The sequence below is a fragment of the Leifsonia sp. NCR5 genome (genome assembly GCF_002105485.1).
Classification (GTDB): domain Bacteria; phylum Actinomycetota; class Actinomycetes; order Actinomycetales; family Microbacteriaceae; genus Leifsonia.
Genome location: NZ_NCSR01000023.1, coordinates 44,208 through 62,936, shown reverse-complemented (window position 1 = coordinate 62,936; position 18,729 = coordinate 44,208). Strand labels below are relative to the sequence as shown.

Here is an 18,729-nt window from a genome sequence, read left to right as displayed (position 1 = left end):
CAGCAATGACGCTCGCATCGCCCCATCCCCCCGTGCCGTACGACCCCGCCCTGGTGCCCGGCCTCACCGCGTTCCTCGACCTGGTGGAGCGCACCCCGTTGCGGGCGGACACGATCCTCGCCAACCGCGCACACTTCGCCACGATCATCCCGCCGATCGAGCAGCAGGTCGCCGGGCGCGCCGTCACCGCGGAGAACGCCGTCATCCCCGGCCCTGCCGGTGCTCCGGACATCGAGATCACCATCGTGCGTCCCGTGCGGCAGGCTCCGGATGCGCCGGGCGTGCTGAGCATCCACGGCGGCGGGCAGGTGCTCGGCACCCGCTTCTTCGGCACGGGAGAGCTGATCGAGCTCGCGGAGCAGTACGGCGCCGTCGGCGTGGCCGTGGAGTACCGGCTGTCGCCCGAGCATCCCGGGACGGCGGCGGGAGAGGACTGCTACGCCGGGCTGCTCTGGCTGGCCGCGAACGCCGCGGACCTCGGCGTCGACCCCGAGCGCCTCCTCGTGTCCGGGGCGAGCGCGGGAGGCGGCCTGTCCGCGGCCGTCGCGCTGATGGCGAGGGACAGGAACGGCCCACGCCTGGCCGGGCAGCTCCTCAACTGCCCGATGCTCAACGACCGCAACGAGACCGTCTCCGCCAGGCAGTACGACGGGATCGGCGCGTGGGACCGCAACAACAACGACACGGCCTGGGATGCGATCCTCGGCTCCGACCGCTTCACCGACGCCGTCTCCCCGTACGCCGCCCCGTCCCGCGCCACCGACCTGTCCCGCCTGCCTCCCGCATACATCGAGGTCGGCGCGGCCGAGGTGTTCCGCGACGAGTCCATCGAATACGCGGGCAGGACCTGGGCGGCGGGCGGCCAGGCCGAACTGCACGTCTGGTCCGGCGCGTACCACGGCTTCTCCGGCTTCTCCCCGGACGCCATCGTATCGAAGGCCGCCATCGCCGCCAGGGACAGCTGGCTGCGCCGCACCCTGCGCCTGCCCCGCTCGTGACGGCGTCGCGCCCGTGACAGCGTCCAGCGCGGTCGCTCCCGTGATGAGCGTGCGCCGCAGCATCCTGGTGCTCGGCCTGCTCGAAGCGTTCGGTCCGCTGTCGATGGACCTCTATCTTCCTGAGCTGCCCCAGCTGGCCGCATCGCTCGGCACCAGCGACGCGCTCGCCCAGGCGACGATGTCGGTGTGCATGGTCGGACTCGGCGTCGGCCAGCTGGTGGCCGGTCCGCTCAGCGACCGGTACGGCCGCCGTCGTCCGCTGCTGGTCGGGGTCGCGCTGTTCACGCTGCTCTCGCTGGCGTGCGTGCTCGCGCCGAACATCCAGGTGCTGCTCGTCGCCCGGCTGCTGCAGGGGCTCGCCGGCTCGGCCGGGCTGGTGATCACAATGGCGGTCGCGCGCGACATGTACAGCGGCGTCGACCTGTCGCGGATGCTGTCGCTGCTCGCGGTGGTCAGCGCATCCGCGCCGATCGTGGCGCCGGTCGTCGGCGGAACGCTCGCGCTCGTCATGGACTGGCGCGGGATCTTCCTGGTGCTGACCGGGATCGGCCTCGCCCTGTTCGTCATCGCGCTCACCGGCCTGAAGGAGTCGCTGCCGCCCGGGATGCGGCACAGCGGTGGGCTGCGGACCACCGGCGGCCACCTGCGCGAGCTGTTCCGCGACCGGCTGTTCGTCGTGATCGTGATCGCCGCGGCGGCGGGAGGGGCGGCGTTCTTCGCCTACCTGTCGATGTCGAGCTTCGTGCTGCAGGACCAGTTCGGCCTGAGCCCGCAGCTGTTCAGCCTGTTCTTCGCGATCAACGCGCTCGCCAACCTGCTCGGCGCTCAGGTCAGCCGGCTGCTGGTCCGCCGCGTCGGACCGGGCAGGATGTACCTGATCGGCCAACTCGCGACGGCGGCGGCCGCCCTCCTGCTGCTGGCGTCGGTGCTGCTCGGCTGGGGGCCGGCCGGTGTGCTGTCCTCGCTGGCCCTGTTCCTGTTCTCGTCGGGTGTCGGCGGCCCGAACGGCACGACGCTCGCCCTCGGCGCCCACTCCGCCAGGGCGGGGACGGCCGCCGCCGTGCTCGGCACGGTCACGTTCACGGTCGGGCCGATCGTCGGGCCGTTCGCCTCGCTCGGCGGTTCGACCGCGCTGGCGATGGCGCTCACCATCGCCATCGCCGCCACGATCGCCGGGCTACTCGCCTGGGCCGTCGTACCGCGCCTGGCCGGGATGCGGGTCAGCCGCGCGCCTTCTCCGCTCACTCCCCCGCGAGGATGAACGCCGCGGCCTTCTCGCCGATCAGCACGCTCGGCGCGTTGGTGTTCCCCGTCGTCACCCGCGGCATGATCGACGCGTCCGCCACCCGCAGCCCGTGCACGCCGTGGACGCGCAGCCGCGGGCTCACCACGGCCTGCGCATCCACCCCCATCGCGCACGTCCCCACCTGGTGGTGGTAGGTGACGGCGGTGGAGCGGACGTAGTCGACGAGGTCGTCCCCGTCACCCACCTCCGGCCCGGGATAGAGCTCGGTCGCACCCCAGTCCGCGAGCGCCGGACGCGTGCCGATGCTGCGGCACTGGCGCACAGACGCCACGAGCGAGGCGACGTCGTCCGGGTGACCGAGCGCATCCAGGTCGATGAGCAGCGGGTCGTGCGGGCCCGGACCGGACAGGGTGACGCTGCCGCGCGCCTTCGGGGAGACGATGCCCGCCATCAGGCTGAACCCGTCGGCCGGGCCGGTCATGCCGTCCTGGTACATCGGGACGGAGAAGTGGATGGGCTGGGTGTCCGGTACCTCGAGCTCGGGGTCGGATTTCCAGAACAGGTGGGACTGGGTCACCGAGACGCCGGGGCGGGGAGCCCCAACCTCGCGCTCCGTGGCGAAGATCACCGGGGAGAGCAGGTGGTCGTGCAGGTTCTTGCCGACCCCCGGCAGGTCGACGAGCGACGGGATCCCGACCGCCGTCAGCTCGTCCGCCGGGCCGATCCCCGACCGCAGCAGGATGCGCGGGGAGTCGAGCGCGCCGGCGCACAGCACCACCTCGTCGGCGCGCACTTGGTGCAGTTCACCGTCCTGCTCGAACTCGACGCCGACCACGCTCGGGACGCCGTCGTCCCCCTGCTCGGTGAGCAGACGGTGCACCCAGCATCCTGTGCGCACATCCACCCGGTCGCGCACCGGTTTGAGGTACGCCAGGTAGGTGTTCAGGCGATGGCCGTCGCGCACGGTGATCTGCTGCTGGGAGACGCCGTCGAGGTGGTCGCCGTTGTAGTCCGGATTGTGTTCGAGCCCCTCCTCCACCGCGGCATCCACGATGGACTGCTGGATGGGGTCGAGCGCGTAGTCGTCCGTCACGTCGAGCAGGCCGTCTGCACCGTGCAGCTCGGATGCTCCCCCGGAGTGCCGCTCGATGGCGCGGTAGACGGGCAGCACGTCCCTCCACGCCCAGCCGTCGTTGCCGAGCGACTCCCAGTGGTCGAAGTCTGCGGGGGCGCAGCGCACCCAGATCATCGCGTTGAGCGAGTGCGAGCCTCCGAGCACCTTGCCGCGCGGCAGGTGCAGCCTGCGTCCGGCCGCGTGCTCCTGCGGCACCGTGAAGTAGTCCCAGTCGTCTGCGCTGTGCCAGAGTTCGCCCATCCTGGACGGGTCGTGGATGGCGGGGTTGGTGTCCTCGCCGCCCGCCTCCAGCACGGTCACGGCCACACCGGCGTCCGCGAGCCGTCTGGCCACCACGGAACCGGCAGAACCCGCACCGATGACGATCACGCTGCGCGGCACCTCCGCCGCTGCGTCCGCCGACACCGCCGCTGCGGTCGCCGCTGCCTTCGCATCCACTGTCTCCGCCACAGGTCCTCCCCTTCGAGTCCCCCCGAGGTTCGCACGCCGCGCCCGCCCGGCGGAACGTCCGTCCTCCGACCATTCGCTCGCAGACAACGGCCGTGCCCCACCGGTCAAGACAGCGCACGACTCCCCCGCGGATACTGCTTGCGTGGGCGTCCGTCAGCGGAGTCCGCCCGTCTCGTCCGGCTACGCAAAGGAGCACGAAAGTGGCCACCAAACTGTTCATCGACGGCGAGTGGACGGAAGCGTCCGGCGGCGCCATCGCCACCGTCGACCCCGCCACCGAGCAGGTCATCGAGGAGGTCGGCACCGCATCCAGGGCCGACGTGGATGCGGCGGTCGCCTCCGCGCGCGCCGCCCTCGGCACGGCGGAGTGGGCCGGGCTCCTGCCCGTCCAGCGCGCTGCGCTGCTGTTCCGGCTCGCCGACCTGATCGACGAGCACCACGACGAGCTCGCCGCGCTGGAGACCCGCGACCAGGGGCAGCCGCTCGGCATCTCCAAGATGGTGTCCGTGACCGGCGCCGCCGAGCACTTCCGCTACTACGCGGGCTGGGTCACGAAGATCCAGGGCACAGTCAACCCGGTGTCGTTCCCGGACACCCTGCACTACACGCGGCGCGAGCCGGTCGGCGTCAACGCGCTGGTCACCCCGTGGAACTTCCCGCTGATGATCCTCGCCTGGAAGCTCGCCCCTGCGCTCGCGACCGGCAACACCGTCGTCATCAAGCCGAGCGAGGTCACGCCGCTCACGACCATCCGGCTGGTGCAGCTGTGCGCAGAGGCCGGCATCCCGAGCGGTGTGGTGAACCTGGTCACCGGCGACGGCGCGATCGGCGCCATGCTCAGCGAGCACATGGACGTCGACCACCTCTCGTACACCGGCTCCACCGCCGTCGGCCGCATCATCACGCGGGCGAGCGCGGACTCGAACCTCAAGAGGCTCACGCTGGAGCTCGGCGGCAAGGCGCCGTCGATCATCGCGGCGGACGCCGACATCGACGCGGCCGTCGGCGGCAACATCGCGGGCAGCATCCTGAACTCCGGGCAGGTCTGCGCCGCGTACACGCGGTTCTACGTCGACAAGAAGCGCGAGGCGGAGTTCGTCGAGAAGCTCGCGGGCGGCGTGGCCGGTCTGCGCCTCGGCAACGGCCTCGACGAGGGCGTCGACCTCGGCCCGCTCGTCTCCGCCAAGCACCTCGGCCACGTGGAACGTCTGGTCGAGATCGGGCGGCAGCAGGGGGCGGAACTGGTCACCGGCGGCACGCGCGCCGACCGCGACGGCTACTTCTTCACCCCGACCGTGTTCGCCGGCGTCACCGACGAGATGACGATCATGCACGACGAGATCTTCGGTCCTGTCCTGTCGATCACGAGCTACGAGGACGAGGACGAGCTCGACGCGATCATCGCCCGCGCCAACGACACCGAGTACGGCCTCGCCGCGACCATCTGGACCAAGGACATCGCCACCTCCCAGCGCCTCGCCAACGGCATCAAGGCCGGTGCGGTGTTCGTGAACATGCCGTCCATCCCCGACATGGCAGCGCCGTGGGGCGGATACAAGGCCAGCGGCTGGGGCCGCGAGATGGGCCCGTGGGCGATCGACGCGTACACCGAGACCAAGTCGGTCTGGCTGCACTACTGAGCGACGAACACAAACGGCCGCGATCTCCCGAGGGGGTCGCGGCCGTTTCGTCGTGCGCCGTCACTCGTAGATGCGCGCGAGCTCCCGTTCGATCGGGACGATGACCTCGGGGTTCTCCTCCGCCTTCGCGCCTGGCACATACCGCACCGCGTGCAGCACCCCGCTGAACGGGAACGACCTCCGCTGCTCGTACACGTCCCAGTCGACCGGGCCGCCGCGGTCCACGCCGACGCTGATGCCGGTGAACGGCGCCATCCCGACCAGCTGAAGCACCGGCCCGAGCTCTGCCACCCTCTCGCCGCCCGCCTCCACGCCGATCAGCCACCGGATGCCCGGCACGGCCTCGAAGCGCAGGGTCACGTCCCGGCCACCCAGCGCAGCGACCGGCACTGTCACCCTGTGCATCCGGCCGTACTCGTTGTACGCGAGCGTCAGTCGCCCGTCGGAGACCTGCAGCGCGTATCCGCCGCCCTGGTCGCCGTGCGCGACCAGCGTGCCCTCTCCCGAGGCCAGGTCGGCGCGCACCTCCACGTCGAAGCTGCGCAGCTTGGTCAGCTTGCTCGCCCGGAACCGCTCCAGCGTCGGGGTGCCGGGATAGAGCGTGACCGGCCGTTCCAGCTCGAGTTCGGTCGACGGCCGGTGCGTGAACAGCGAGCCGTCGTCGCCGAGCGGGAACACCGTGTTGCTCCACGCTGACGCACGCCACTTCCCGGCCAGCTCGGCCACCCGCTCCGGATGCTCCCCCGCCAGATCCACGCGTTCGGTGGGGTCGTCCGCGAGGTCGTACAGCCGCCACTCGGCGTCGGTGAACGCGTCGGTCCAGCGGTGATCCGTGACGATCTTCCACCGGCCGCTCACGAAGGCGCGGTTGCCGGCGAACTCCGAGTACTGCTCCGTGCGGGGCGCCGGAGCGTCCGCATCCCGCAGCACCTCGTCGAACGGGACGCCGTCCACCTCTTTCGCCGGGAGCCCGGTGCGCGAGGCGAGCGGTTTGACGCCCGCCAGCGACAGCAGGGTCTGCCCGAGATCGGTCACGAAGGTGTACTGGTCGCGCACGCCGTCGTCACCCGCGTCGCGCGGCAGTCCGGCCGGCCAGGAGACCACGAGCGGGACGCGGATGCCGCCCTCGTACGTCGCCCCCTTGTAGAGCCGGAACGGGGTGTTCGACGCGTACGCCCATCCGGCCGGGTAGTGCGCGAACACGCGGGGGCCGCCGATCAGCGACGGGTCGCGGTCGACGTCGCGCTCCCAGTCGGCGGGCAGTCCGGCGAGCTGCACGAACTGGCTGAAGTAGCTGCGTGTGCCCTCCGCACCTCCCTCGCCCGTGCCCCCGTTGTCGGAGGCGACCACGATGATCGTGTTCTCGTACTCTCCGCTCTCGCGCAGCGCATCCACGAGTCTCGCGAGGTTCTGGTCGACGTTGTCGACGGCGGCCGCGTACACCTCCATGTAGCGGGCGAACAGCGCGCGCTGCTCGTCGCCGAGGTCGTCCCACGCCGTGACGGGAGCGAGCGGTTCCTCGTTGCGCGGGGCAGGCACCGTCTGCGGCGGGAACAGCCCGTCCCGCACCTGCCGGGCGAACCGCTCCGACCGGATGTGGTCCCAGCCGCGCTCGTACGCCCCGCGGTACTTCTCGATGTCCGCCGCCTTCGCCTGGATCGGCCCGTGCACGGCGTGATGCGCGAAATAGAGGAAGAACGGCTTGTCCGCGTCGTTGGCGCGCAGGCCGCGGATCATGCCGACGGCGCGGTCGGTGAGGTCGTCGGTCAGGTAGTAGTCGTCCGGGAACTCGTCGACGGTCACCGGGCTGTTGTCGCTCACCAGCCGGTGCGGGTGGAACAGCGTCGTGAAGCCGTCCATCGAGCCGTAGTACCGGTCGAAGCCGCGCTGCAGCGGCCAGGAGGCTTTGTCTGCGCCGTCGTGCATCTTCGACTCGGTGGTGAGGTGCCACTTGCCCACCATGAACGTGGCGTACCCGGATGCGCGGAACGACTCCGCGATGGTCGGGACGTCGTCCGCGATCTCCATCACGTAGCCCGGGAACCCCGGATCGGCGTGCACCACGGAGGCGAAGCCCGCCCTGTGCGGGTTGAGCCCGGTGAGCAGCGCGGCGCGCGCCGGGGAGCACACCGGCGTCGAGTGGTAGTTGGTGAACCGGTAGCCGGACTCGGCGAGCTGCTGCACGGCCGGGGTGTCGATCTCGCTGCCGAACGGCGACAGGTCGCTGAACCCGAGGTCGTCGAGCAGCACCACGATCACGTTCGGCGCACCCTCCCGCGCGCGGACGCGCGGCGGCCACGACGGGATGGATGCGCTCGCCACCTCGGCGACGAACCCGCCGAACCCCTCGTAGCCCCTGCTGTCCGCCGGCGCCCCGTTCGCGCCTGCCCCGGTCCCGCTCGCGCCGCTCACGCCGCCTGCTCGCGCAGCTTCAGCCACGCCGCCCGGCGCTCCGCCTGCCCGGCAGGGTCCGCGACCGGCGACGCCATCAGCAGCCGCTTGCTGTACGGGTGCTGCGGGTCGCGCGTGACCTGCTCGCCGTCGCCCGTCTCGACGATCTCGCCGCGGTACATCACAGCGACGCGGTGGCAGATCCTGCGCACCACCCCGAGGTCGTGCGAGACGAACAGGTAGGAGACGCCGGTGTCGCGCTGCAGCTCGATGAACAGGTCGATGATGGTCGCCTGAGTGGTGAGGTCGAGTGCGCTCACCGGTTCGTCGCAGACGATCAGGCGCGGCTTGCGCACCAGCGCGCGGGCGATGGCGATGCGCTGCCGCTGCCCGCCGGAGAACTCCTTCGGGTAGCGGTCGATCACCGTCGACGGCAGCTTGACCCTGTCGAGCATCTCCGAGACGGCCGCCCGCGCATCCCGCCGGCCGGTGCCCGCCGTCGTCAGCGGCTCCGCGAGGATGTCCCCGATGGTCATGGCCGGGTTGAGCGAGCCGTACGGGTCCTGGAAGACCACCTGGATGCTCGACGCGAGCGCCCTCCGCTTCGCGCCCTTCAGCCGGGTGATGTCCTCGCCGTCGAACCGGATGCTTCCGCTCGCGACGGGCACGAGGCCGAGGATCGCCTTGCCGAGGGTGGACTTGCCGGAGCCGGACTCCCCCACCAGGCCGACGCACTCTCCCGCGCCCACATCGATGGAGACCTCTTTCAGGGCGCGGAACGTCCCGCGCCGGGTGCCGTAGTCGACCACGACGTTGGAGGCGCTGAGCAAGGGGGTGTTCATGCGAGGACCGCCTTCCGCGGTTCGGTGGGTTCTGTCGGCCCGCTCGATGCGGCGAGAGACGCATCCAGTTCCGACCGGCTGGCCGCGCCGTCGAGCGAGGCGGCGATCAGCTCGGCCGTGTACGGGTCGGCCGGCTGCGAGAAGATGCGCTCCACCGTGCCGACCTCCACGATGCCGCCGTCGCGCATCACCACGACGCGGTCGCAGATGTCGGCGACGACGCCGAAGTTGTGGGTCACGATCACGAGCGCCATCCGGTACTCCTGCTGCAGTTCGCGCAGCAGTTCGAGAACCTCGGCCTGCACGGTCACGTCGAGCGCCGTGGTCGGCTCGTCGGCGACGAGCACCGACGGCTTCCCGGCGATGGCCCCGGCGATCAGCACGCGCTGGGCCATTCCACCGGAGAGCTGGTGCGGGTACGACTTCATCACCCTGACAGGGTCGACGATGCCGACCCTGTCGAGCATCGCCAGAGCCCGGGCTGCGGCGTCCGCCTTCGACAGCTTGTGCACCGAGCGCAGCGGCTCGGTGAGCTGGTAGCCGATCGTGTACGAGGGGTCGAGGTTCGACATCGGCTCCTGCGGTATGTACCCCACCTCGTGGCCGAGCAGTTTCTGCCTGTCGGCGTGCGCCATCCTGGTCACGTCGGCCCCGCCGATCCAGAGGGCGTCGGCCGTGTACTCGCCGCCGGCCGGCAGCAGGTCGAGGATCGAGAACACCGTCTGCGACTTGCCGGAGCCGGACTCGCCGACGATGCCGAGCACCTCGCCGGGGGCGACGTCGAGGGTGATGCCGTGCACCACCTCCACGGTCCCGCCCTCCGGCGTCACGTAGTTCACCCGCAGGTTCTGCAGCTGTACAGCGGAGTCGACGGACTTGTGGGCGACGGAGCCCGTCGACGCGGTGACGACCGCCGGCTCTGCACCGGATCGCCGTACGCGCCGCGAGGCCTTCCTGCGCCGCCCGATCGGAGTGCGCACGCTCACCACGTCGGCGAGCGTCGAGCCGAGCACCGCCAGCGCCGCGATGGTGATGCCGAGGGCCAGCGACGGCCAGAGCAGCAGCAGAGGGGTGGTCAGCATCGTGCGGAAGCCCTCGTTCATCATCGCGCCCCAGCCGGGCGTCTTCGCCCCGCCGATGCCGAGGAACTGGAGGCCCGCCTGCATGCCCATCGCCATCCCGGCGGTCAGCGCGGTCTGGATGATGACCGGGGCGTATACCGCCTTGACGATGTGCTTCGCCATGATCCTGGCGTTGCCGAGGCCGGAGACCTTGGCGGCATCCACGTACGGCTCGTTGCGCACCGCCAGCACGGTGGAGCGGGTGAGGCGGAAGTAGCCGGGCGCCATGAAGACGCCGAGCGTCGCCATCAGCACGGTGAAGTCGTTGCGCGTCCCCGCCGCGACGATCAGCAGGATGATCATGGCCGGGATGGCCTGCAGGGCGTCGCTCACCCAGGTGGCCGCCCTGTCGAAGAAGCGTCCGTAGTATCCGGCGGCCAGGCCGGCGGGAACGCCGACGACGACCGCGACCACGATGGTCACGAAGGCGCCCCACAGGGTCGACTGCGTTCCCCAGATGAGGCGGCTCAGCACATCCCGGCCCGCGCTGTCCCCGCCCAGTGGATGCGCGGGGCTCGGCGGCGCCTTCGTCAGCGCGAGGTCGACGAAGTTCGGGTCGTGCGGCGCGAGCAGCGGAGCGAAGAACGCGACGAGCACCACGAGCACCAGCACGGCGAACGAGATCGCACCGGCCGGTCGCTTGATGAAGCGGGCGAAGGTGGAGCCGCGACGCCCGGCGCGCGGGTCGATGATCACGTCGGTCGGAGTCGTCATTGCACCCTCGCTTTCGGGTTGATCCAGCCGAGCGCCACGTCGAGGACGAAGTTCACGATCACCACGAAGATGACCGTGACGACCGTGATGCCGAGCAGGATGGGGATGTCGCCGTTCTGCGACGAACCGCTGGTGAGCGCTCCGATGCCCGGCAGGGAGAAGATCTGCTCCACCACGATGGCGCCGCCGAGGAGGCCGACGAACATCAGCGCGAGCACGGTGAGGGATGCCGGAGCCGCGTTCCTGATCAGGTGCACGACCACGCGACGCTGGGACAGGCCGCGGCTGCGCAGGGTGCGCACGTAGTCCTGGTTGTTCGCGGAGATGATCGCGTTGCGCAGCTGCTCGGCGATCATCACGATGGCGCCGAGCGAGAGGGCGATGGACGGCAGGGTGATCGAGCGCAGCCACCCGTCGATGCTCTGCGACGGCTGCACGTAGCCGACGGCGGGGAACCAGTGCAGGTTCACCGCGAACCAGATCACCAGCACGAGGCTCACCCAGAAACCGGGGAGCGCGAACAGGATCACCGAGGCCGCCTTGATCACCTTGTCCAGCACGGAGCCGGGCCGGAGCCCGGCCAGCACGCCGAACAGGGCACCGAACACGGCGGACAGCAGGGTGGCCGCCGTCACCACGGAGAGGGTGACGGGGAGCTTGATCGCGATCTGCGCGTTCACAGGCTGGAAGTTGCGCCAGGACGTTCCGAAGTCGCCGACGATCGCGTGCGAGCCCCACTCCCAGAACTGCACGAGGAGCGGGCGGTCCGTACCGATCTTCGCAGCGAGCGCGGCCTGCTGCGCGGGCGTCGCCGACGAGCCGAGGAGCCCCGCCGTCGGATCGCCGATGGCGGCGTGGGCGAGGAAGAACGTGCCTGTCGCCACGACGAGCAGGAGGATCACGCCGGAGACGAGCCTCTTGACCGTGAATCTGATCATGTCTTGTCCTGTCGGAGACGGGGAGGGAGTGGAGCGGGAAGTGGGATGAAACGGGATGGCGGGCCGCGCTCTCACGCGGCCCGCCTGGGGTGCGTCAGCCCTTGGCGGTGATCTGGCGCAGGGTGGGGAACATCATGCCGGTCACCGGGGTGATCGAGATGTTCGAGGTGGAGACGTAGCTGTTGTTCGCCTGGTACCAGACGTCGAACCACGCCTTGCCGGTCACGAGCGTGTTCAGCTTCTCGATCTCGGCGGTCTGCTTGCTCGGGTCGGCGGAGAGGACCTTCTCGACCTGTGCCTGCACATCCGGGAACTTCTCGACCTGCGGGGTCGGGTTGAACCACTGCGGCAGGTTGATCATGCGCTGCACCGTCGCGACCGGGTTCGAGTCCATCGCGAGGAAGGAGACGAACATCGGGTAGGTCGGCGCGTTCTTCTGGTAGTCCATGTACTGCATGTCGTCCCAGGTGACTGTGATGCCGAGCTGGCCGAAGGTCTGGTCGACGACCGGCTGCCAGACCTGGAAGACCTGGGACATCGGCATGTGCAGGTCGAACCCGTCGGCGTATCCGGCGTCGGCGAGAAGCGACTTGGCCTTGGCGATGGAGAACTTGTACTCGCTGTTCAGGCTCTTCACGTTGCCCGGCGTGCCGTCGGGGAACACCTGGTTGGACACCGCTCCTGCTCCGCTGCCGACCGACTTCAGGATGCTCGCACCGTCGAACGCGTAGTTCAGCGCCTGGCGCACCTTCTCGTTGCCGAGGGGCTTGAACTTCTCCCCCGCACGGTCGGTGAACTGCAGACCGACCCAGCCGGAGACCTTGGCCGCGACGTTCCAGTTGTTCTCCTTGGCCTGCTTGAGAGCCGTATCGTCGGCGTAGTTCACGTTGATCTGACCGGAGGCCATCGCGTTGTCGCGGGCCGTCGCATCCTGGATCGGGTAGATCGCCAGCGGGTCGAACGGGAACTGCTTCGCGTCCCAGTGGTTCGCGACCTTCTTGAAGTGGTACTCGGATCCGGCGACGCTCGAGGTCTCGAGCGTGTACGGGCCGGAGCCCTCCGGGGTCTTCGCGAGCGTGCCGGCCGCGATGGCCTTGGGCGCCATCATCCAGCTGCGGCCGATGCCCATGAAGTAGAGCAGGGTGTCGTCGCGCTTGGTGAGGTCGATCTCCAGGGTCTTGTCGTCGACGGCCACGAACTTCGCGACGTTCTCGTACGCCTCGCCGGAGCGCGCGCCCTTCTTGAGGTAGTCGAGGCTCTTCACCGCTGCTGCCGCGTCGAAGGCCTCCCCGTCGCTGAACTTCACGCCGGTGCGGAGGGTCATGGTGACCTTCAGGAAGTCGTCGGAGACCTTCCAGGAGGTGGCGAGGGCCGGCGTGGGCTTGCCGTCGCCGTCGACGCTGACCAGCGGGTCGTAGACCGCCGACAGGTACGGGCCGTCGAAGCCGATGTCGGCGAGCGACGGATCCCAGCTGGTCACATCGGCGAAGTTCCCGATGTTGAGCGGGCCACCGGATGCGCCGGTCGTGGCCTTGGTGTCGCTTCCCCCTGAGCCGCATGCGGTCAACGCAAGCGCGGTCACGGCGGCGACGGCCACCGCGATCATTGCTTTCTTCATGTCTTCTTCTCTCGGTTGGCAAGGCAGGAGCTAAAACATCAATCGAACGCTGCGCAGGCGTACGACACAGCAGTTACTGATCCGGTCGTCAACCGAGGTTGGCTACACATCGCTGTGTCGTGGCGGTAATTCTACAGTTGTTGACAAGAAAAACAACCTGTGGAGAAAAACGGGGTGAGACGAGCTTTCCACGACTCGGCCGCTCCGCGAAATCGCCAAGATGTACGGGATGATATACGATTCACCCGAGGCTGCTCCGGCGGCCAGAACCTCCGACGACGAAGGGACCATCCGGTGCTCGAAGACTCGACCATCCACTCGATCGCGGACGAACTGGCGGCCGCAGAACGCGACCGCAGCACCGTGCCGCTGCTCACCGCCCGCCATCCGGAGATGAACGTCGAGGACTCGTACGCGGTCCAGAACGTCTGGAAGGAACGCGGCATCGCCGCTGGACGCAGACTGGTCGGCCACAAGATCGGCCTCACCTCCAAGGTGATGCAGCAGGCGACCGGGATCACCGAGCCCGACTACGGCGTCATCTTCGACGACATGGTCTTCGAGACCGGTTCCGTCATCCCGTTCGACGCGTACTCCAACGTGCGCATCGAGGTCGAGCTGGCGTTCGTGCTCGGCGAGAGCCTCACCGGCCCGGACTGCACGCTCTACGACGTTCTCGACGCGACGAAGTACGTCGTCCCCGCGCTCGAGATCCTCAGCTCCCGCATCGAGATGGCAGGGCGCACGATCGTCGACACCATCTCGGACAACGCCGCGATGGGCGGCATGGTCGTCGGCGGCCGACCCGTGGCCGTGGATGCTGTCGACCTGCGCTGGGTGTCCGCCCTCCTCTACCGCAACGAGACCATCGAGGAGTCCGGCGTCGCCGCCGCCGTCCTCAACCACCCGGCCTCCGGCGTCGCGTGGCTCGCGAACAAGCTCGCGGCCCACGGCACCACCCTCGAAGCCGGCGAGATCGTCCTCGCCGGCTCGTTCACCCGCCCGATGTGGGTGGAACGCAGCGACACCGTCCACGCAGACTACGGAACCCTGGGAGCCATCACATGCCGATTCGCCTAGAACCAACGCCGACGCTCGCCGACCGGCTGCGCACAGCATCCCGTCCCCAGTTCGGCATCTGGTCGTGCTCCGGCAGCGCGCTCGTCGCCGAGATCTGCGCGGGGGCCGGGCTGGATGTCGTGCTCATCGACGGGGAGCACTCCCCCGTCGGCCTCGAGTCGATCCTCGCGCAGCTGCAGGCCGTCGCCGCGTATCCGGTGACGCCGCTGGTGCGCGCGCCGATCGGCGACACGGTGATCGTCAAGCAGCTGCTCGACCTCGGGGCGCAGAACCTGCTCATCCCGATGGTGAACAGCGCGGAGCAGGCTGCCGAGATGGTCGCCGCCGTCCGCTACCCGCCGGCGGGCGTCCGCGGCGTCGGCAGCGCCCTCGCCCGCTCCGCCCGGTGGAGCAGGATCGACGACTACCTCTCCCGGGCCGACGGCCTGGTCTCCCTGTACGTGCAGATCGAGACGGTGGATGGGCTGGCGAACGTCGACGAGATCGCAGCGGTCGACGGCGTCGACGGCCTCCTGGTCGGTCCGGCCGATCTCGCGGCGTCGATGGGACTCCTCGGCCAGCAGACGCATCCCGACGTCGTCGCCGCGGTCGAGACGGCCATCGCGGCAGGCACGGCGGCGGGCAAGCCGGTCGGTGTGAACGCGTTCGACCCGGTCGCCGCCGACCGCTATCTCGCCGCCGGTGCGCGCTGGGTGCTGGTCGGCGCCGATGTCGCCCTGCTGGCGCGCGCCTCGGAGGCGCTGGCCGATCGCTTCATCGGCGGCGGTTCCGATGTCGCGCCCGCGAGCTACTGATGCGCGCTGGCGCACGCCTCACGGATCGTATACAATCTCAGATACAGTCCCCGATGACGAGGAGAACCACCCCGTGAGCGACATCAGCCTCCCCGGCAAGATCATCGCCGTGCACCTGAACTACCGTTCGCGTGCCGCGCAGCGAGGTCGCACACCCGCCACTCCGTCCTACTTCCTCAAGCCGGCCTCCTCCATCGCCGCCTCCGGCTCCGAGCTGGAACGCCCGGCGGGAACCGAACTCCTCGCCTTCGAGGGCGAGATCGCGCTCATCATCGGCCGACCGACCCGCCGCGTCTCGCCCGAGGACGGCTGGGCGGCCGTCTCCGGCGTCACCGCGGCGAACGACTTCGGCGTCTACGACCTGCGCGCGGCGGACAAGGGCTCCAACGTCCGCTCCAAAGGCGGCGACGGCTTCACACCCATCGGCCCCCGCATCATCCCGGCGGACGCCGTCTCCCCCGACGCCCTCCGCGTGCGCACCTGGCTGAACGGCGAACTCGTGCAGGAGGGGACGACGGACGACCTGCTCTTCCCGTTCGGTCAGCTCGTCGCCGACCTCTCCCAGCTGCTCACTCTGGAGCCGGGAGACATCATCCTCACCGGCACCCCGGCAGGCTCGTCCGTCACGCAGCCGGGCGACCTGGTCGAGGTCGAGGTCGACGCGCCGACGGCCCCGGATGCGCCGAGCACCGGCCGCCTCGCCACCCGCATCACCGAGGGCACCGTCCCGTTCGGCGACTTCGGCACCAAGCCCGCCGTGGACGACTTCCAGCGGTCGGAGGCCTGGGGCACTCCTCCCGCCCCCGCGGCTCCCGGATTCGAGTTGACCGACACCGTGCGCGCCCAGCTGCTCTCCGTCTCCACCGCCACCCTCAGCTCCCAGCTGCGGAAGCGCGGCCTGAACAACGTCTCGATCGACGGCCTCAACTCCACCCGGCCGGACACCAAGCTGGTCGGCCGCGCCAAGACGCTCCGCTACCTGCCGAACCGCGAAGACCTCTTCGCAGCGCACGGAGGCGGATACAACGCCCAGAAGCGCGCCTTCGACGCCCTCGGCCCCGGCGACGTGCTCGTCATCGAGGCCCGCGGCGAGCGCGGCAGCGGCACCGTCGGCGACGTGCTCGCCCTGCGGGCGCAGGTCGCCGGCGCTGCGGGCATCGTCACGGACGGAGGCGTGCGCGACCTCGCGATCGTCGCCGCGCTCGACATCCCCACCTACCACGCGGGCGGTCACCCGGCCGTCCTCGGCCGCAAGCACGTGCCGTGGGATGCGGACATCACCGTCGCCTGCGGCGGCGCGGCCGTGCAGCCGGGCGACGTGATCGTCGGCGACGCCGACGGCCTGCTCGTCATCCCGACCGCCCTGGTCGAGGAGGTCGTGGCCGACGCGCTCGAACAGGAGCGCGAAGAGGAGTTCATCGCCGAGCAGGTCGCTGCCGGCGCGACGATCGACGGTCTGTTCCCGATGAACGCCGAATGGAAGGACAGGTACCGCGTGTGGCTGACACAGCAGTAGGAACCGCGAAGACGGCGACGCCGAGCAAATCCCAACTCGCATACGACTGGATCAGGGAGCGCATCGACGACGGCAGGTACGTGTCCGGATTCCGGCTCGTGCTCGGCCAGATCGCCGGGGAGCTCGGCATCAGCGTCGTGCCCGTCCGCGAGGCGATCCGCCGGCTGGAGGCGGAAGGGCTGGTGACGTTCGAGAAGAACGTCGGCGCCCAGGTCGCCCTGCTGCACGACACCGAGTACACGTACACGATGGAGACGCTCGCCCTGGTCGAGGGCGCAGCGACCCAGATGTCCGCTCCCCTGCTGAACGGCGACCACCTGCACAGGGCCCGGTCGATCAACCGCGAGATGATCGCGTGCCTCGACGACTTCATCCCGCACCGGTTCACGGAGCTGAACCTGGAGTTCCACTCCGTCCTGTTCGAGGAGTGTCCGAACCCGCACATCCTGGATCTGGTGCACCGCGGCTGGAACCGGCTGAAGGTGCTGCGCGACTCCACCTTCAGCTTCGTTCCCGGCCGTGCCCGCGAATCCGTCGAGGAGCACGAGCAGATCCTGAAGCTCATCGAGCGGGGGGCCGAGCCTCTCGACATCGAGCTGGCTGCCCGCCGCCACCGCCTCGCGACCCTGGATGCGTTCCACGCCTATCAGGACGAGCACAAGCACCCGCAGCACTGAGACCACTACACATCAATTCACCGACCGCCGAAGGAGGCGTGCGCCCATGACGCAGCACTACATTCCGGAGAATCTGCCAGACAGCATCCAGCACTTCATCGACGGCGCCTTCGTCGACAGCGTTTCCGGCGCGACGTTCGACGTGCTCGACCCTGTGTCGAACGAGACCTACGTCACCGCCGCGGCCGGCCAGAAGGAGGACATCGACCTCGCCGTCGCCGCCGCCACCCGCGCCTTCAAAGAAGGCCCGTGGCCGCGGATGAAGCCGCGCGAGCGCGCCCGCATCCTGAACCGCGTCGCCGACGCCGTCGAAGCGCAGGATGCACGCCTCGCCGAACTGGAGACCTTCGACACCGGCCTCCCGATCACCCAGGCGCTCGGCCAGGCGCAGCGCGCTGCGGAGAATTTCCGGTTCTTCGCCGACCTGATCGTCGCCCAGGCCGACGACGCGTTCAAGGTGCCCGGCTCGCAGCTCAACTACGTCAACCGCAAGCCGATCGGCGTCGCCGGGCTCATCACGCCGTGGAACACGCCGTTCATGCTGGAGAGCTGGAAGCTCGCCCCCGCGCTCGCCTCCGGCTGCACGGTCGTGCTCAAGCCCGCGGAGTTCACGCCGCTCTCCGCCAGCCTGTGGGCGCAGATCTTCCGCGACGCCGGGGTGCCGGACGGCGTGTTCAACCTCGTCAACGGCCTCGGGGAGGAGGCGGGAGACGCGCTGGTCAAGCATCCGGATGTCCCGCTCATCTCGTTCACGGGTGAGAGCCGCACCGGCCAGCTGATCTTCGGCAACGCCGCTCCCTTTCTTAAAGGCCTGTCGATGGAGCTCGGCGGAAAGTCACCGGCCGTCGTCTTCGCCGACGCCGACCTGGACGCCGCGATCGACTCCACCCTGTTCGGCGTGTTCTCGCTGAACGGCGAGCGCTGCACGGCGGGCAGCCGCATCCTGGTCGAGCGCAGCGTCTACGACGACTTCTGCGCCCGCTACGCCGCCCGCGCCAAGAACATCGTCGTCGGAGACCCGCACGACCCGAAGACCGAGGTGGGCGCGCTCGTGCACCCCGAGCACTACGACAAGGTGATGAGCTACGTCGAGCTGGGCAAGCAGGAGGGCCGGCTCCTCGCCGGAGGCGGCCGTCCGGAGGGCATCGACCACGGCAATTATGTGGCGCCCACCGTGTTCGCCGATGTCGCACCGGATGCGCGGATCTTCCAGGAGGAGATCTTCGGCCCCGTCGTCGCCATCACGCCGTTCGACTCCGACGAGGAGGCCCTCGAGCTCGCCAACGGCGTCCGCTACGGCCTCGCCGCATACATCTGGACCAGCGACCTGAAGCGCGCGCACACCTTCGCCCAGAACGTCGAGGCCGGGATGGTGTGGCTCAACTCGCACAACGTCCGCGACCTGCGCACCCCGTTCGGCGGCGTCAAGGCGTCCGGGCTCGGTCACGAGGGCGGCTACCGCTCGATCGACTTCTACACCGACCAGCAGGCCGTGCACATCACCCTCGGCCCGGTGCACACCGCACGCTTCGGCGCCAACTGACCTTCACCCCTTACTCCCCCCTCAAC

Annotated in this window: 14 protein-coding genes; 8 read left to right on the top strand and 6 right to left on the bottom strand. The window is 69.7% G+C overall.

The genetic code is table 11. The annotated features are described in order from the left end of the window. Positions 1 to 5 precede the first annotated feature (5 nt). Positions 6 to 998, top strand: a complete 993-nt coding sequence (locus B7438_RS16615) for an alpha/beta hydrolase (RefSeq protein WP_085370791.1) — start codon at positions 6 to 8, stop codon at positions 996 to 998. Between the two features lie 13 nt (positions 999 to 1,011). Next, on the top strand, positions 1,012 to 2,259 hold the full coding sequence (locus tag B7438_RS16610; RefSeq protein WP_256922088.1) for a multidrug effflux MFS transporter: 1,248 nt from the start codon (positions 1,012 to 1,014) through the stop codon (positions 2,257 to 2,259). On the opposite strand, the gene B7438_RS16605 is transcribed toward B7438_RS16610, so the two are convergent. Beyond that, a complete protein-coding gene (locus B7438_RS16605; protein WP_373270205.1) occupies positions 2,240 to 3,784 on the bottom strand; it encodes a GMC family oxidoreductase in 1,545 nt (514 codons plus the stop codon). The two genes, B7438_RS16610 and B7438_RS16605, sit on opposite strands and share 20 nt — an antisense overlap. 245 nt (positions 3,785 to 4,029) lie before the next feature. Here B7438_RS16605 and B7438_RS16600 point away from each other — a divergent pair, with 245 nt between their 5' ends. Then, positions 4,030 to 5,469 carry an aldehyde dehydrogenase gene (locus B7438_RS16600; protein WP_085370790.1) on the top strand — a complete coding sequence of 480 codons (1,440 nt, stop codon included), beginning with the start codon at positions 4,030 to 4,032 and terminating at the stop codon, positions 5,467 to 5,469. 60 nt (positions 5,470 to 5,529) lie between these two features. Here the strand turns inward: B7438_RS16600 and B7438_RS16595 are convergent, their stop codons facing one another. The 5 genes from B7438_RS16595 to B7438_RS16575 all read right to left on the bottom strand — a co-directional run bounded on the left by B7438_RS16595 (position 5,530) and on the right by B7438_RS16575 (position 13,093). Continuing rightward, positions 5,530 to 7,881 carry an arylsulfatase gene (locus tag B7438_RS16595; protein WP_085370789.1) on the bottom strand — a complete coding sequence of 784 codons (2,352 nt, stop codon included), beginning with the start codon at positions 7,879 to 7,881 and terminating at the stop codon, positions 5,530 to 5,532. Next, on the bottom strand, positions 7,878 to 8,702 hold the full coding sequence (locus tag B7438_RS16590) for an ATP-binding cassette domain-containing protein (RefSeq protein ID WP_085370788.1): 825 nt from the start codon (positions 8,700 to 8,702) through the stop codon (positions 7,878 to 7,880). The genes B7438_RS16595 and B7438_RS16590 overlap by 4 nt, the downstream gene beginning before the upstream one ends. Then, on the bottom strand, positions 8,699 to 10,537 hold the full coding sequence (locus B7438_RS16585; RefSeq protein WP_085370787.1) for a dipeptide/oligopeptide/nickel ABC transporter permease/ATP-binding protein: 1,839 nt from the start codon (positions 10,535 to 10,537) through the stop codon (positions 8,699 to 8,701). Before B7438_RS16585 ends, B7438_RS16590 begins: the two co-directional genes overlap by 4 nt. Further along, a complete protein-coding gene (locus tag B7438_RS16580; RefSeq protein WP_085370786.1) occupies positions 10,534 to 11,475 on the bottom strand; it encodes an ABC transporter permease in 942 nt (313 codons plus the stop codon). The genes B7438_RS16585 and B7438_RS16580 overlap by 4 nt, the downstream gene beginning before the upstream one ends. A gap of 94 nt (positions 11,476 to 11,569) precedes the next feature. Further along, positions 11,570 to 13,093 carry an ABC transporter substrate-binding protein gene (locus B7438_RS16575; RefSeq protein ID WP_085370785.1) on the bottom strand — a complete coding sequence of 508 codons (1,524 nt, stop codon included), beginning with the start codon at positions 13,091 to 13,093 and terminating at the stop codon, positions 11,570 to 11,572. Positions 13,094 to 13,387: 294 nt separating this feature from the next. Between B7438_RS16575 and hpaH the strand changes: the two genes are divergently transcribed. From hpaH to hpaE, 5 genes are all read left to right on the top strand, one after another. Beyond that, positions 13,388 to 14,173: a 2-oxo-hept-4-ene-1,7-dioate hydratase gene (gene hpaH / locus B7438_RS16570; protein WP_085370784.1), complete on the top strand. Its 786-nt coding sequence runs from the start codon at positions 13,388 to 13,390 to the stop codon at positions 14,171 to 14,173. Then, positions 14,158 to 14,967 (top strand): HpcH/HpaI aldolase/citrate lyase family protein, encoded by an 810-nt coding sequence (locus B7438_RS16565; RefSeq protein ID WP_085370783.1) that lies wholly within the window; start codon positions 14,158 to 14,160, stop codon positions 14,965 to 14,967. The genes hpaH and B7438_RS16565 overlap by 16 nt, the downstream gene beginning before the upstream one ends. Before the next feature lie 73 nt (positions 14,968 to 15,040). Continuing rightward, a complete protein-coding gene (locus B7438_RS16560; protein WP_085370782.1) occupies positions 15,041 to 16,483 on the top strand; it encodes a fumarylacetoacetate hydrolase family protein in 1,443 nt (480 codons plus the stop codon). Then, positions 16,465 to 17,160: a GntR family transcriptional regulator gene (locus B7438_RS16555; RefSeq protein WP_085370781.1), complete on the top strand. Its 696-nt coding sequence runs from the start codon at positions 16,465 to 16,467 to the stop codon at positions 17,158 to 17,160. Before B7438_RS16560 ends, B7438_RS16555 begins: the two co-directional genes overlap by 19 nt. A gap of 46 nt (positions 17,161 to 17,206) precedes the next feature. Further along, positions 17,207 to 18,703 carry a 5-carboxymethyl-2-hydroxymuconate semialdehyde dehydrogenase gene (gene hpaE, locus B7438_RS16550; RefSeq protein WP_085370780.1) on the top strand — a complete coding sequence of 499 codons (1,497 nt, stop codon included), beginning with the start codon at positions 17,207 to 17,209 and terminating at the stop codon, positions 18,701 to 18,703. Positions 18,704 to 18,729: the final 26 nt, after the last annotated feature.

Bases quoted from the DNA above. Each gene is read 5' to 3' on its own strand.
- B7438_RS16565 (WP_085370783.1), top strand. From the start codon at position 14,158: ATGCCGATTCGCCTAGAACCAACGCCGACGCTCGCCGACCGGCTGCGC.
- B7438_RS16590 (WP_085370788.1), bottom strand. From the start codon at position 8,702: ATGAACACCCCCTTGCTCAGCGCCTCCAACGTCGTGGTCGACTACGGC.
- B7438_RS16575 (WP_085370785.1), bottom strand. From the start codon at position 13,093: ATGAAGAAAGCAATGATCGCGGTGGCCGTCGCCGCCGTGACCGCGCTT.
- B7438_RS16615 (WP_085370791.1), top strand. From the start codon at position 6: ATGACGCTCGCATCGCCCCATCCCCCCGTGCCGTACGACCCCGCCCTG.
- B7438_RS16585 (WP_085370787.1), bottom strand. From the start codon at position 10,537: ATGACGACTCCGACCGACGTGATCATCGACCCGCGCGCCGGGCGTCGC.
- B7438_RS16580 (WP_085370786.1), bottom strand. From the start codon at position 11,475: ATGATCAGATTCACGGTCAAGAGGCTCGTCTCCGGCGTGATCCTCCTG.
- hpaE (WP_085370780.1), top strand. From the start codon at position 17,207: ATGACGCAGCACTACATTCCGGAGAATCTGCCAGACAGCATCCAGCAC.